The following is a 13575-nucleotide window of genomic DNA, read 5'->3' on the forward strand; positions in this document are numbered from 1 at the left end:
ATAGGAAAGGAGGAACTCGCCGAGCGGTGTCAATATCGATCCAGAGATAGCGTGGTCCGGACGGAGCGTACGTATCGGGCTTTGGGAGTTGACGGAATAGTATCACCGGCCCCGATTTGCCGCGCTTCACGCACGCCGAACCACTCTTTCTGGCGAGCTTCCGGCCATCTGGAAATGAAGCAACCTGTGAGTAAACGGTGAGCGTTGCGCATGGGAGTTCGCCATCCACCCCGGCAAGAATGGGATGACGCGCCTTTGGAGCCGATTGCGCTGCGAATGCGCGGAAGGGAGTCCAGGCCATGCTACGCACGATAATTGCCCTCATCCTTGCACTCGTGCTGCTCGCTGGTTTCACCGTCCAAAGCACGCTGTTTCGCTCGGTGAATCCCGGCGGGGCGCCACTTGCCCTGGCAAGCGTGGAAACGGGTGAGACCTTCTATGCTGCTTTGAACGACGCGCTTGCAGGCAAGCAGGCCGCCCTGCTGGCCGGTTTGCTGTCTCCACTGTTTCAGGATCACGATACGGATTCGGGCGTGGTGCGGCCGGCCGATGCCTTTCTGGCCGAGATTCAGGCGATGAGCGGCGCGTCCAGTCACGCACGCTTCGAGGTGCTTTCCGTCGACGCGTCTGGGAATACCTTGATTGCGCAGGTTCAGCGGGTGGAGTCGGGCACACTCGAGATCGCAGGACTTGCCGCCGAGCATGCCGAAGCGGCGCCGCATGCCGAAGTCCTCCGGGTGGAACGCGGCCTGGTGGTCGATCGCTGGGCGCCGGGAATGCGGTGGCTGGACGTGACCGGGCCTGAGCAGGTGACGCTGGACATTTCCAGCTCGCTTGGTGTGGTCACATCGCTGACACGCCTCGAGCTGGATGAATCAAACGAGCAAGCGTGGCGTGTGGCCGGGGCCGGAATCGTCTTGGTCGAGACCGGATCGGCCAAACTGCTGATGTCCGATGGGCAAACCATTGCCGCGCCCGTGGTGCTGGAAAAAGGCGGATCTGCAGCGATCCCGAGCGGCATGCAGGTGCGCGTGCGGTCTGCAGATGGAACTCACGTTTCGGTACTGCGCTACCTCGTTTCCCACGTGGGTGAGTCGGATCAGAGCCATGCGCCATCCAGATCGGGAACCAATTCCAGTGGCGGGAGAAAAACGGAACTTTGGAGCGGCATTGCCTATTGGACGGAATCGAACCTCGTGTACCGGCCCACGCGGATCGTTCTGCCGGCCAACGACACCGTCCTGCTGACGCTGCCCGCGGGTGTCGAGCTGCTGGCCGGCGCGAGCATGGACGGGGTCGAGGTGGCAAGCTCGGGATCGCCGGTAGCGGTGCGGGGCGAGAATGGTTGGCCGCTCATCGCTGAAGGGGTCGTGGCGCTCGATGCGGATCATGGCGTGTGGATCGAAGGCGGGTGCGACGTCACACTGCGGAATACCTCCAGCACCCCGGTGACCCTGATGCTCATCTCCGTGGCAGTCGATCCGGGCACGGATTGAGCCTGGACCATTCCTGAAGCGCTCCCGTTCTCCGTTTCCCGTCGGCTTCGCTCCGCGCTCTGGGGGCGATCGGGACCCGAAGCGCCCCAAACGGGATGTTTTGCCAACACGCATCGTCGAGTGAGCCAGCGTAGCCAGCGAGGCACAGGCTGACAGCTCGAGCCCGAATTCGGCATTATTCCGTGCATCGAATCGGGCGCGACAGCGAAGCCGAAGGACGAATCCAGTGAGCCATCTCGCCATCGATCTGGGCGCCACCAGCGGACGGGCTATGCTCGGCGCGCTGCGCAACGGTCAACTCGAGTTTCACGAGGTGCACCGTTTCCCGAATCCTCCGGCGCGGGTGGGCGGCCGGATTCACTGGGACATCTTGCGGTTGCTGGGCGAGATCAAATTTGCCATCGGCAAGGCCGCGCGCGAAGCAACCGATCCCCTGACGAGCTTCGGGATCGATACCTGGGGGCTCGACTATGGATTGCTCGACGCCACGGATCAGCTCCTTGCCAATCCCTACCACTATCGCGATATGGGCAGCCGTTCCATGCAAGCCGAGCTTTTTCGCCGCATCTCACCAGCGGACCTCTATCGCCGCACCGGGATCCAAAGCCTGTCGTTCAACACGCTCGATCAGCTCATCCGCTTGCAGGACGAACGTCCCTGGCAGGTGGAGAACGCGCGCACGTTGCTCATGACGCCCGACTTGCTGCGCTTTTTCCTGACCGGGGAGAAGCAGAACGAGTACACCATCGCGTCCACATCGCAATGCCTCTCGATCGAGACGAACGATTGGGATGCCAACCTGCTCGCCCAGGTCGGGTTGCCGCGCGACATCTTCGCGCCCGTGATCTCGCCGGGGTCGGCTGGTGGGAGATTGCGAGAGAGCATCGCGCAGGAACTGGGCGCGCCGCGAATTGCCGCGGTGGCGATTGCCGAGCACGACACCGCCTCGGCCATGATCGCCACCGGGGGCAAACCAGGCACCGCCTTCCTGAGCCTGGGCACCTGGGGACTGCTCGGCACGATCGTGGACCGCCCGATCGTCTCAGAAGCGGCGTTTCGCGCCAACATCGCCAACGAAGGCGGGGTCGGCGGCACCTGGCGGTTTCTGCGCAACATCATGGGACTCTGGTTGCTGGAACAATGCCGCACGCATTGGGGGAATCGGGGTGTTCGGTTCGATCACGCCGAGATGGTTCGCCTCATCGAAGAGGCGGCTCCCCTGCGCGGCTTCATCGATCCCGACGACACCCGCCTGGTCGACCCGCCCGATCTGCCAGCAGCCATCGGCGCTGTGGCTGGTCTCGACCCGAACGACACCGGCGCCATCCTGCGGTGCATCACCGACAGCTTGGCGATGAAAAGCCGCGTTGTGCTGGAGACGATCGAGCACGCGGCCGGAACGCGCTTTCCCGGATTGCATGTGCTCGGCGGTGGGTCGAAAAACGCCCCGCTCTGCCAGGCGATGGCGAACGCGCTCGGCCGCCCGGTGTGGGCTGGACCGTCCGAGGCGACCGCTATCGGCAACGTGTTGCTCCAGATGCTCGCCGCCGGAGAGATCGGGACGCTGGAGGAGGGAGCGGCATTGGTTGCGGAGAACCGCGCGATCCAGCGGTTCGATCCGGCGGATACCGACCGGTGGCAAGCCGCGTACGAGAGGTATCGCATCCAGTTTGCCCAGTCGAACCCGGCATGAAGGCCGAGGCGGTCGTCATCGGTATCGATGTCGGCACCCAGGGCGCGCGAGTCGTGGCGCACGATCCGGGTGGAACACTCGTTGCTTCGGAAGCCGAACGATTCGTTGGCGACTGGTCCGGCCCGGAGCAGCAACCGGAGGAATGGTGGTCCGCAGTTGCCCACTGTTCGCGGCGCCTGACGGGTTCGCTGGGAGATCGGGAGATTGCCGGCGTTTCGGTGACATCGACGTCGGGGACGGTCGTTCCCCTCGATGCCGCCTGGCAACCGCTTGCTCCCGCCCTGATGTACAGCGATCGGCGTGCCGCCGAAGTTGCCGCTGAAATCGACTGCCGGTTCCCGGGATTGGGCGCCAATGTTTCCTGGGGCTTGCCGAAAATCGTCTGGTTCGCGCGGGAGCATCCCGAGCTGGCCGGACGCATGCATGCCTGGCGGCATCCAGCCGATTTCCTGATCGGGAAGCTGACCGGCGAATGGGCGCTAACCGACCAGACGACAGCGCTGAAGTCCGGATTCGATCTGACCCGCAATGCATGGCCGCTCGACGTCTTGCAGGCGCTCGATATCGATCCCGATATGTTGCCTGGGGTGGGAGTGTCGGGCCAGGTTGCCGGGCGCGTGCAGCCATCCGCGACCGCGGCGACGGGATTGCCAGCCGGAACCCCCGTGATGCTCGGCATGACCGACGGTTGCGCTTCGCAGGTGAGCGCCGGAGCGGTGCGGCTCGGCGAGTGGAACTCGACCATCGGCACCACGCTCGTCATCAAGGGAACCACGCTCGACCCGGTGCGCGACCCGCTTGGACGCATCTACAACCACCGGCATCCGCAGGGGTATTGGATGCCGGGCGCGGCGAGCAATACTGGCGCGGCGTGGGTTTCGGCATGGTTCCCGGATCGCGACTTGGGCGAGCTCGACCGGCTCGCGGCAGACGTCATTCCCACCGGCAGGTCGACCTATCCGCTACTCGGCGCCGGCGAGCGCTTTCCATTCATCTCCCCCAGCGCGACCGGATTCGGCTATGACGGTCCGGACGACCTCATTCGCTACGCTTCGGCGCTGGAAGGGGTCGCCTATCTGGAGCGCATGGCGTTCGACCTGGTGGAGGAGCTCTCCGGCGAACGGGTCGTGGCCGTCAGCACCGCGGGTGGCGGCAGCGCGGGCGAGACCTGGTTGCGCATCCGCGCGAACGTGCTCGACCGGCCGATCCGCAAGGTGCGCAATGCGAACGCCGCGACTGGCGCGGCCATGATCGCGGCATCGGGTGTGTGGTTCGACGGGTTGATCGCGGCGGTCGATGCGATGGTGACGCCCGAAACCACGTTCGACCCGGACATCCTCGTCGATGCCTACCGCGATGGATACGCGCGTTTCCGCGCGGACCTCACCGCGCATGGCTACATCGCGTAGCACCCGCCCCCCGTCGTCCCAACCACCTCCGTCATCCCGACCACCCCCGCCATCCCACCCCCGTCATCCCACCACCTCCGTCATCCCGAGCTTGCCGAGGGATCTCTTGTTGCCCGCAACCCGGCCTCTGGCAGGGACATCGTCGCGGGAGAACGAGAGATTCCCATTCGGTGGTAGGGCGGTATTGTCGAATGGACAACCTCATCGAGCTTGCCGGATCTTGTTCCGAACCCGGCTCAGGAATCTGCGAGAGATTCCTCCACTTCGGTCGGAATGACGAAAGGGTGGTCGGAATGACGATAGGGTGGTCGGGATGACGACACCGTCTCCCGAGCTTGCCGAGGATTCTTGTTGCCGCAACCCGGCCTCTGGCAGGAATCTCGCGGGAGAACGAGAGATCCTCCACTTCGGTCGGAATGACGAATGGAGTGGCCGGGATGACGAACACCCCTCCGTCATCCCGAGCTTGCCGAGGATCTCTTGTTGTCCGAGACCCGGCCTCTGGCAGGGAACGTCCTCGCGGGAGAACGAGAGATTCCTCCACTTCGGTCGGAATGACGAAAGGGGGTGGTCGGAATGACGATAGGGGGTGGTCGGGATGGCGAATGGAGTGGTCGGGATGACGATAGGGGGTAGTCGGAACAACGAGCCCCCGCGTGAACTACGATAAGCGCGACGACGTTTGCGCTCTTTAGAGGAAACGATGAAAGCAACACGACGCGGGGTCCTGGGTGCTGCGGGTTTGGCGGGATTGGCCGCGATTGGGGTGAAGGGCGCTGCCGGAGCGCAGGAGACACCGAAGCGCATCACGATCGGCAAACCGTATGAGCTACGGACCATCGATCCGCACTCGTCCACCGATCAGACAGCCTGGGAGCTCCACTCGGTGGTCTACGAAAGCCTGACCTTTCTCGACTATCGAGACGGTGTGTTCGAAGCGGCGCCTGGACTCGCCGAAACCATCACTCCGGTCGACGACACGACCTATGTCTTCTCGATCCGCAAGGGAGTGACCTTCCACAACGGTCGGGAACTGTCCGCCGAAGACGTCGTCTTCTCGCTCGACCGGGCGCTCGATCCGGAGATCGGTTCCTGGTGGCGCACCCGGCTGGGGCCAATGGTCGAACCTGCCACTCCAACCGCCGGCGCGCCCGCCGGTGTGGGAGTCACCTTCGAAGTCAGCGGCCCACTGGAAGTCACCGCGACCCTGACCGAACCCTACGGCGCCTTCCTGCAAGCGCTGGCCGCGACCGTGACCGCCATCGTTCCGGGGGACGAAGTGGCCTCCGGCGAGATCGATTTGAACACGCAGATGGTCGGCACCGGCCCGTTCAAAGTGACCGATCACGCCGAGGACCAGCATTGGATCATGGCTCGGCACGACGGCTATTGGCAGGACGGCGCCCCACTGGCGGACGAACTGGTCTGGCAGATCATGCCGGACGAATCGGCCCGGTTGGCGGCGTTGCGCGCGGGCGATATTCAGATCACAACCTTCGACAATCCGCTCAACCTGAATCTCGCGCAGAGCACCCCGAACGTGTCGGCGCACGAGCAGCTGACGACCAATTCCTATCTGATGCTGGTCAATGCCGCGCATCCCGAATTGGCCGACGAGCGCGTGCGGCAAGCGATTTCGCTGGCCATCGACCGGCAGCAGCTCGTGGACGTGGGCATCTCGGGGCGAGCGAGCGTTTCCGGTCCGGTGCCCGCCGGATTCGCCACCTACGCCACACCGGTGGGGGAGCTTCCGTTCTATACCCGCGATGTCGAACGAGCGAAAGCGCTGCTGGCGGAAGCGGGGTACCCGGACGGGCTCGCCACAACCCTGATGGTGCTGCCCGTGCTCACCGTCACGGTTCCGATGGCCGAGCTCATGCGCGCGCAACTGGCGGAGGTCGGTATCGCGGTCGAGATCGTGCAGAAAGACCTCGCCTCCTTCGTGCAGGCATGGGCGGTCGATTATTCCGCCCATCTGACCCTGCTCTGGTTCGCCGGATTCAGCGAGCCCTATCTCTTCCTGCTGAATTTCCTGAGCGCATCGTTCAACCCGATCGTCGGCGCCGAGGGCGTGGGCATCGATCCGTTGCTGCGCGAGCTCTCGACCGCCATCGATCCGGACGAGCGCAAAGCCATCCTCGCGCAAATCGAAACCCAGATCGCCACCGAGGGCTACTTCCAGTTCCTCGCCACCCGTAACAACTTCGTTGCCTGGCGCAGCGATCTGATCGAAGGGGTCGAGCTGGCGGCTGCCGACGGTTTCGGGCTGCCGTACTGGCATGTGATCGAGAACGTTTCGGCCGCAGGAGCGTAGGGTTGTCGTAACCATCTCGGCCGCGGGGAATTGTTCAGCGGCTGGGCGCTTGGCTCGATTCGATCGGACGCGGACCGCGATGCTTCGATTCATCCTTACCCGGCTGGTGATGGCGGCGGTGGTGCTGCTGGGTACCTCGCTCATCGTCTTTGTGGCGATGCGTATGGTGCCGGGTGGATTCGCGACCGCCATGCTCGGCCCGCAGGGGGCGCAGCAACCGGAACTGGTCGAGCAGCTCAACGAACGCTATGGGCTGAACGACCCGCTGATCGTGCAATACGGCGTCTGGCTGAAGAACGCGCTGCGCGGCGACTTCGGCCAATCGCTCGGCACGCACGCGGATATTTCGCACGAGCTGGCGCGGCGCGCCGGAGTGACGATCGAGCTGGCGCTGCTCTCGACCCTCATTTCGATCGGCTTGGGCGTGCCGCTGGGCATCATCGCGGCAGTCAAGCGCGGCACTCCCACCGATATCGGGGTGCGCGGATTGTCGCTCCTCTTCCTTTCCATTCCCGATTTCGTTCTGGGCACGTTGCTGATCTATTTCGTCTCGACCCGCGGGATTCCGTTGCCGGTCTCCGGCTACGTCTCGCCGAGTGAGAGTGTCTCCGGCAACCTGAAATCGATGGTGCTGCCGGTGCTTTCGCTGGGACTCATCACCACCGCCGTCGTGATGCGCGTCACCCGTTCCAGTGTGGCGGAAGTGCTGAACGAACCCTATGTCGTCACCGCCCGGGCCAAGGGATTGAGCCCACGCGCCGTCACCCGCGGCCATGTGATCCGGGGAGCATCGATTCCGGTCATCACCGTGATCGGCATCAATGCCGGCTTCTTGCTGAGCGGCGCGGTGATCGTGGAGGAGATCTTCGCGCTGCCCGGTTTGGGCCGGTATGCGCTGCAGGGCATCCTGCAGCGGGACTATCCGGTAGCGCAGGCGACGGTCGTGCTTGGCGCGGCGTTGTTTGTGCTCAGCAGCTTCGTGGTCGATCTGCTCTATGCCTGGGTCGATCCCCGGATTCGCTATCGATGAGCGATTCCGTCCTGACCACCACGGTCACGAACATGCCCGGATCGCCGGTTGCTGGCGATTTGAAACGTTCCCGGCCGCGCGGATTCTCCGCGTTCGTGCGCTCGAGCCCGCTCGGCGCGCTTTGCCTCGTCGTCTTGTTGTTCGCCATCGGGTTTGCTGCAATCGGCCCATTGGTTGGCACCGGCGATCCGGAGAAGATCGATCCCCTGGCGGTCTTTGCCAGCCCATCGCGCGCGTACCCGATGGGCGCCGACTATCTCGGACGGAGTGTCATGGCGCGGTTGGCGGCCGGCATGCGCGTCTCGTTGCTGATTGCGTTGCTGGCAGCGGGGCTCGCGGCAGCGATCGGCGCGACCATCGGCTTGATCTCTGGCTATGCCGGCGGATTCACCGACGAGGTCATCGGCCGCCTGGCGGATATCCTCTTCGCCTTCCCGGCCATGTTGCTCGGCCTGCTGATCGTGATGGTGATGGAACCGGGCATCCCGGCGTTGGTGGTCACGATTCTGGTCGTCACCTTGCCGATCTTCGTGCGCGTGGCGCGTGGCCCCACCCTGGGACTCAAGCAGGCGGAATATGTCCTGGCCGCGCGGGTGAGCGGCGCGACCACCCAGCACATCGTTTTTCGCCATATCCTGCCGAATCTGACGGGTCCGCTCCTGGTGCAAACGACTTTTTCCCTGTCGGTCGCCCTGATCGCCGAAGGGGCATTGAGCTTTCTGGGTCTGGGGGTGCAACCGCCGCAACCGTCGCTCGGCTCAATGCTCCGCGACGGAAAGACCTACATGGAAATCGCCCCCTGGACCATGTTCTTTCCCGCCCTGACCCTCGCCGGTCTGATCCTGGCGATCAACTTGCTGGGGGATGAGTTGCAGGCGGTGATCGATCCGCGGTTACGGGGAAGGTAGATGATGGCAGAGAATCTTCTGATGCCGGCAGTGTGTATCACGTTGTAGTGCATTGTGCGAATGGAAATCGACGAACTCGATTGGGACGACTGGAACCAGGCGCACATTACCAAGCACGGATGTACGCTCGAAGACGTCGAGTTCATTTGCAATGGAGATCATGTGCTCATTCGGAAGTGATATAAGGGTCGGATCGTCATTGCAGGACCGAATGCGGCTGGACGCTGCATTTCCATCATCGTTGGGCGGGGTCCCGATGCGCCCCCGGGACTCTGGTATCCGTTTAGCGCCAGACCGTCCACCAGGCAAGAACGGAGCATCTATGAACAAAAGCGACAGGAACACGGCTGAGCCGAAGCCCCAACCGACCGTCGATCTGGGGTATCCCACACCAGCGTATGGCGGAATCCCATCTTTCCAGAGTATCGAGGAAGAGGCCGAATTCTGGGATACGCACAGCATCCTGGATTTTCCCGACGCCATCGAATCGGTCGGGTACGTGCCGGGGCGGGACAATAAGAAGAACGTCGTCATTAGCATTCGGCTCGATGCTGCCGACCGGGCGCGGCTGCGCGCCGAAGCCCAGAAAATGGGCATAGGGCCCTCGACCTTGGCGCGCATCTGGATCAAGGAAAAACTGGCCGGGTAGCAACGCACGCTGTCGCGACCACAGCCATGCGGGGAAGCGGTCTCATCCGCCGCGTGTGCATGCGAATGAGGCCGCCCGGTGATGCGGGTGTTTCGGTAGGTCGCCAGTTACGCGACGGTGAAGGTGGCGACCATTCCCATCATGGCATGGGGCATGCCGGTCGCCATATCGGGAATGAAGCACAACGCGATGTACGTTCCGGGAGCGAGATCGAGCTCCAGGTAGTTCGTTTGCCCAGGGCCCATCGGGGCGATACCGGGGACGACCGTGAAGGGCGGTGGGCCGCTCATCTCCATCGCTGGGGTTGCCTCGCCGCCTGCGGTTGCCGTTGCCGGGCTCAAGCCCAACATTTGCATCCCTTGCTCGGCCGTCACCCCTTCGGCGAGCTGCACCATCGCCATCTCGTGCAATTGCTGGCCGACATTGGAAACCTTCCAGACCTGAGCGCCGGCGGGGACCGTCTCGGGGATACCGGTGAACATCATTTCGCTCATGTCGATCGAGAGATCCGCGGCGGGAGCTTCGCCGGCCGATGCTTCGCCCGTCACCGAGAACGGAGCCTGCTGCCCCTTGAGGTAGTGAAACGTTCCGTCCGCGTCAGGGATGAAGCAAGCGGCGAAATAGTCGCCAGGCGGCAGATCGATCAGCGCGCTTGCTGTCGATCCGGGACCGATCACAACCCCACCCAGACTGTCGGCGAGCGCAAAAATCGCACCGAGGTCAGGTGTCTGGAGAGCTGCTTCGAGATCGGCATGCGCGGCTGGATCGCGAAGCTCGAGCAGCGCCACGTGATGCTCCATGGTTCCCTGATTGTCGAGGGTCACACGTGTCCAACCCGCTGGTGTTTCTGCTGGAAGATCGAACGAATACTCGACGGCAACGACATGGAACTCCGGCACATCACCGGTTGCCGGACTCTGGGCGAGCGCCGGGTATCGCTGCCCGAAAGCGCCGATACTCGCTGCGCCGGCGAACTGGAGCGCCGACCGCCGGGAAAGGGAACGACTGTGGAGGGGATTCGAGATTCCGTTTTGCATCGAGAACACTCCTTTGGAGAAACGTCGTTGATCGATCGGGAACATCCCGGCTGCACATGGGTGTGTTGCGGTGGCGCTCTGCCGGGCGCGATCGGATGACAACGGCACCAAGCGGTCTCTGGGGAAGCTGGGTACGATCGCACGCGGATCCCTTCCAATCAAAAGAAGCAACTTCCAATTACTGGAATGTCATTCTACTGAGTAGAATGCTAATATATCATTTGGAAGGTAGCAAGAGATGGCCAGAAAATCGACCAGAAGACAGAAGCAAGCGGCAGCCACCCGCCAGGAGATCGTGCAGGCGGCTCGCAAACTCTTCGGCGAGCGAGGCTACACTGCGACCTCGATGGCGGATATCGCTGCGGAAGCGGAAACCTCGGTGCAGACGATCTATGACAGCGTTGGCTCGAAGGGCGCCGTTGTGCTGGCGATCGTCGATCTTCTCGACGAGGAGATGGGCATTCCGGCGATTCTGGAGGAGATGCGGGCGACGCGCGATCCCCGGCATCTGATCGCGCTGGATGTCCGACTCCAACGGCAGTTTCAGGAACGCTGCGGGGATGTTCTGCGGGCGCTGTTGTCCGGCGCGGCGAACGAACCCGATGTGGCGGCTGCCGTGAACGAGGGGTGGTCCCGGCACTATGGAGGCGCTCGCTGGATCGTCGAACAACTCGACGCGTGGGGTGTGTTGCGAGCAGAGCTTTCGATCGACCGCGCCGCCGCGAGTCTGGCGGTCATCAGTTGGCTGAGCTGCGAGCGCTATGTCGAGCGATGCGGTTGGACCTACGATCAATTCGAAGCGTGGTTGACCGAGGATCTATGCCGGTTGCTCCTGCGGGATCCGGAATGATGCCTCTGGCCCCGGTCAACCGGGTGTCGTGGACGCAATGACGGCACCCGTGGCCGCCAATCGGGCGCAGCCCGATAACGGACGTATCCAACGATCATGATTCGATTCGGAATCAAGACTGTGGGCACGGCAATGGCGGCCTTCGGCCGTTGGCGGGCACAGGTCCCGCCGCTACGACGGCGGGCACAGGTCCCGCCGCTACGACGGCGGGCACAGGTCCCGCCGCTACGACGGCGGGCACAAGTCCCGCCATTGCGACGGCGGGCACAGGTCCCGCCGCTACGACGGGGCGGGCACGGGTCCCGCCATGGCGATCGAACCTACCCCGTTCGCTTCAACCGACCCGTCACCTTGGCATAATGCTCGCCCTTGCTGAAGAGGTAGAGCCCCAACGGCGGGAAGACGACGCCCATGATCAACAACGGCCAGATATTGGCCCATTGGCTGGTGAAGGACGCGCCGTCCAGCAGCATCGCGCGGATGCCGTTCAGCGTGTAATAGATCGGCGAAAGCTTGGCCAGCGGTTGCATCCAGCCCGGCAGCACGTCGATGCTGTAATAGATGCCGCTGATCAACAGCAGCACTGCCGAGAAGATATAGGTCACCTGCTGGCCTTTCTCCGGCGAAAGCAGCGGCATCACCGCCGCGATCATGCCGAAACCCACCAGCGAAATGCTGCAGATCACCAGGATCGCCAGCGCGCCGAGGTAGTTCGCGTTCCCCAACGAGAGGTCGAAGAATAACGAGATCGCGCCGAGCATGACGATCATGCGCACGATGCCGTATCCGACCGCGTAGATCCCCATGCCGATGAGTTGCGAGGCGCGGCTGGCCGGACTCATGAAGGTGTATTCGATCGTTCCTTCCCACCGTTCCCAGCTCACGGTTTCCGACAGGATATCGAAGATCATGGAGAGATAGCTCCAGATCAACGTTCCGATGAGCAAGAAGGTGGTGGCGCGCGCGGTTTCTTCCGCGGTGCTTCCGACAGAAACTCCGATGAACCCGATCGTGAGCGCGTTCATGGTCGAATAGACCAGCCAAACCACTTCCCAGAGGAAGTAGCGCCGCGTCAGAAAGTAATTGCGCTGGGCATAGCCCCAAATGGCGACCAGCTCGCGCTTTAGGTTCGATTGCTGCAAAGGTGCGTGCAGCGTGCTCATATCGCCTAAACCTCGATCAATTCATTCGAAAGCTCGGCCGGAACCTTGGTCGCATCGTCGCTGTCGTCGTCCGTTTCGGAACTGGCGTCGTCGATCGAGAGCCCGGTGGCGAGCATGAAGACTTCTTCCAATGTCGGCAGTTCGTCGCCCACCTGATACCGCTGCTTGAGCCCGAGCGGGGTATCGAGCGCGATCAGGTTGCCGTCGACCAGGATGCCGATCCGGTCGCAGAGTTCCTCCGCCTCGCCCATATCGTGGGTACAGAGGAGGATGGACGAATCGTGCCCGGCGCGGATCTTCCAGATCAGCTCCTGCACGTCCCGCTTGCTGCGCGGGTCGAGGCCGGTGGTCGGCTCGTCGAGCAACATCAGCATCGGACTCGTGAGCAGCGCGCGGGCGAGCGCGATCTTCTGCTGCGTGCCGCGGGAGAGATGCTCCATCGGCTCTCCCACGCGCTTCACATCGAAACCGATGCTGCGCAGAATCTCCTCGATGCGCGGGCGGCTCTCCCGGTCGGTGATGCCATAGAGCTTGGCGCCGAAGAGCAGGTTTTCCATGGAAGACATCTTCTTGAAGAAGCTGGCTTCCACGCTCACCCGGTTGATGTACCGCTGCACGATCTTCGGGTTCGCCACGGCGTCGACATCGAAGATCTCGACCGAGCCGGAATCGGGCACGGTCAAGGTCGAAATGACGCGCACGAGCGTGCTCTTGCCCGAGCCGTTCGGCCCCAGGATGCCAACGACTTCCCCCCGCTTGAGGGTCAGCGAGACGCCCTTGAGCGCATAGGTGTATTCGCCCCGCTTCTTCTGGAAGCGCTTGGTGACATCGCGCAGCTCGAGCGCGTTCTGGGCATGATCGATCGTTCGTTCGACAGAATGATTCACGGAGTGTTCTCCTCAGAGTGCGGCGCGGCTGGGACGAGACAAGAGAGTGCCGCGCTGGTGGACTGCGGCCGCGACGCGCGCGGCAGCCGGGTTGTCGGTGCGTTACCGGGAAGCTATCGGACTGGTCGCTGGACTGGTG

The 13575-nt window shown here is 63.3% G+C and carries 11 protein-coding genes; 8 read left to right on the top strand and 3 right to left on the bottom strand.

Going from position 1 to position 13575, the window contains the following annotated elements; all coding sequences use genetic code 11:
* Nucleotides 1–299: 299 nt before the first annotated feature.
* The 7 genes from R2855_19350 to R2855_19380 all read left to right on the top strand — a co-directional run bounded on the left by R2855_19350 (nt 300) and on the right by R2855_19380 (nt 9499).
* Complete coding sequence (locus R2855_19350) at nt 300–1496, top strand: nuclear transport factor 2 family protein (protein MEZ4533159.1); 1197 nt, start codon at nt 300–302, stop codon at nt 1494–1496.
* Between the two features lie 226 nt (nt 1497–1722).
* On the top strand, nt 1723–3189 hold the full coding sequence (locus R2855_19355; protein MEZ4533160.1) for a rhamnulokinase family protein: 1467 nt from the start codon (nt 1723–1725) through the stop codon (nt 3187–3189).
* Nucleotides 3186–4598, top strand: coding sequence for an FGGY-family carbohydrate kinase (locus R2855_19360; GenBank protein MEZ4533161.1), 1413 nt, complete (start codon nt 3186–3188; stop codon nt 4596–4598). The genes R2855_19355 and R2855_19360 overlap by 4 nt, the downstream gene beginning before the upstream one ends.
* Nucleotides 4599–5301: 703 nt before the next feature.
* Complete coding sequence (locus tag R2855_19365; protein MEZ4533162.1) at nt 5302–6912, top strand: ABC transporter substrate-binding protein; 1611 nt, start codon at nt 5302–5304, stop codon at nt 6910–6912.
* A 79-nt stretch (nt 6913–6991) separates the two neighbouring features.
* Nucleotides 6992–7942, top strand: a complete 951-nt coding sequence (locus R2855_19370; protein MEZ4533163.1) for an ABC transporter permease — start codon at nt 6992–6994, stop codon at nt 7940–7942.
* Entirely contained in the window at nt 7939–8850 is a 912-nt protein-coding gene (locus R2855_19375) for an ABC transporter permease (protein ID MEZ4533164.1), read from the top strand. Before R2855_19370 ends, R2855_19375 begins: the two co-directional genes overlap by 4 nt.
* A 322-nt stretch (nt 8851–9172) precedes the next feature.
* Entirely contained in the window at nt 9173–9499 is a 327-nt protein-coding gene (locus R2855_19380) for a CopG family antitoxin (GenBank protein MEZ4533165.1), read from the top strand.
* A gap of 107 nt (nt 9500–9606) precedes the next feature.
* On the opposite strand, the gene R2855_19385 is transcribed toward R2855_19380, so the two are convergent.
* Nucleotides 9607–10536, bottom strand: coding sequence for a hypothetical protein (locus tag R2855_19385; GenBank protein MEZ4533166.1), 930 nt, complete (start codon nt 10534–10536; stop codon nt 9607–9609).
* Nucleotides 10537–10774: 238 nt separating this feature from the next.
* Between R2855_19385 and R2855_19390 the strand changes: the two genes are divergently transcribed.
* Nucleotides 10775–11386, top strand: a complete 612-nt coding sequence (locus R2855_19390) for a helix-turn-helix domain-containing protein (GenBank protein MEZ4533167.1) — start codon at nt 10775–10777, stop codon at nt 11384–11386.
* Between the two features lie 320 nt (nt 11387–11706).
* Here the strand turns inward: R2855_19390 and R2855_19395 are convergent, their stop codons facing one another.
* The gene (locus R2855_19395) at nt 11707–12549 is read right to left on the bottom strand and encodes an ABC transporter permease (GenBank protein ID MEZ4533168.1); all 843 of its coding nucleotides are present in this window, start codon (nt 12547–12549) and stop codon (nt 11707–11709) included.
* A gap of 5 nt (nt 12550–12554) precedes the next feature.
* On the bottom strand, nt 12555–13436 hold the full coding sequence (locus tag R2855_19400; GenBank protein ID MEZ4533169.1) for an ABC transporter ATP-binding protein: 882 nt from the start codon (nt 13434–13436) through the stop codon (nt 12555–12557).
* Nucleotides 13437–13575 lie beyond the last annotated feature (139 nt).

The organism is Thermomicrobiales bacterium (genome assembly GCA_041390825.1).
GTDB lineage: Bacteria > Chloroflexota > Chloroflexia > Thermomicrobiales > UBA6265 > JAMLHN01.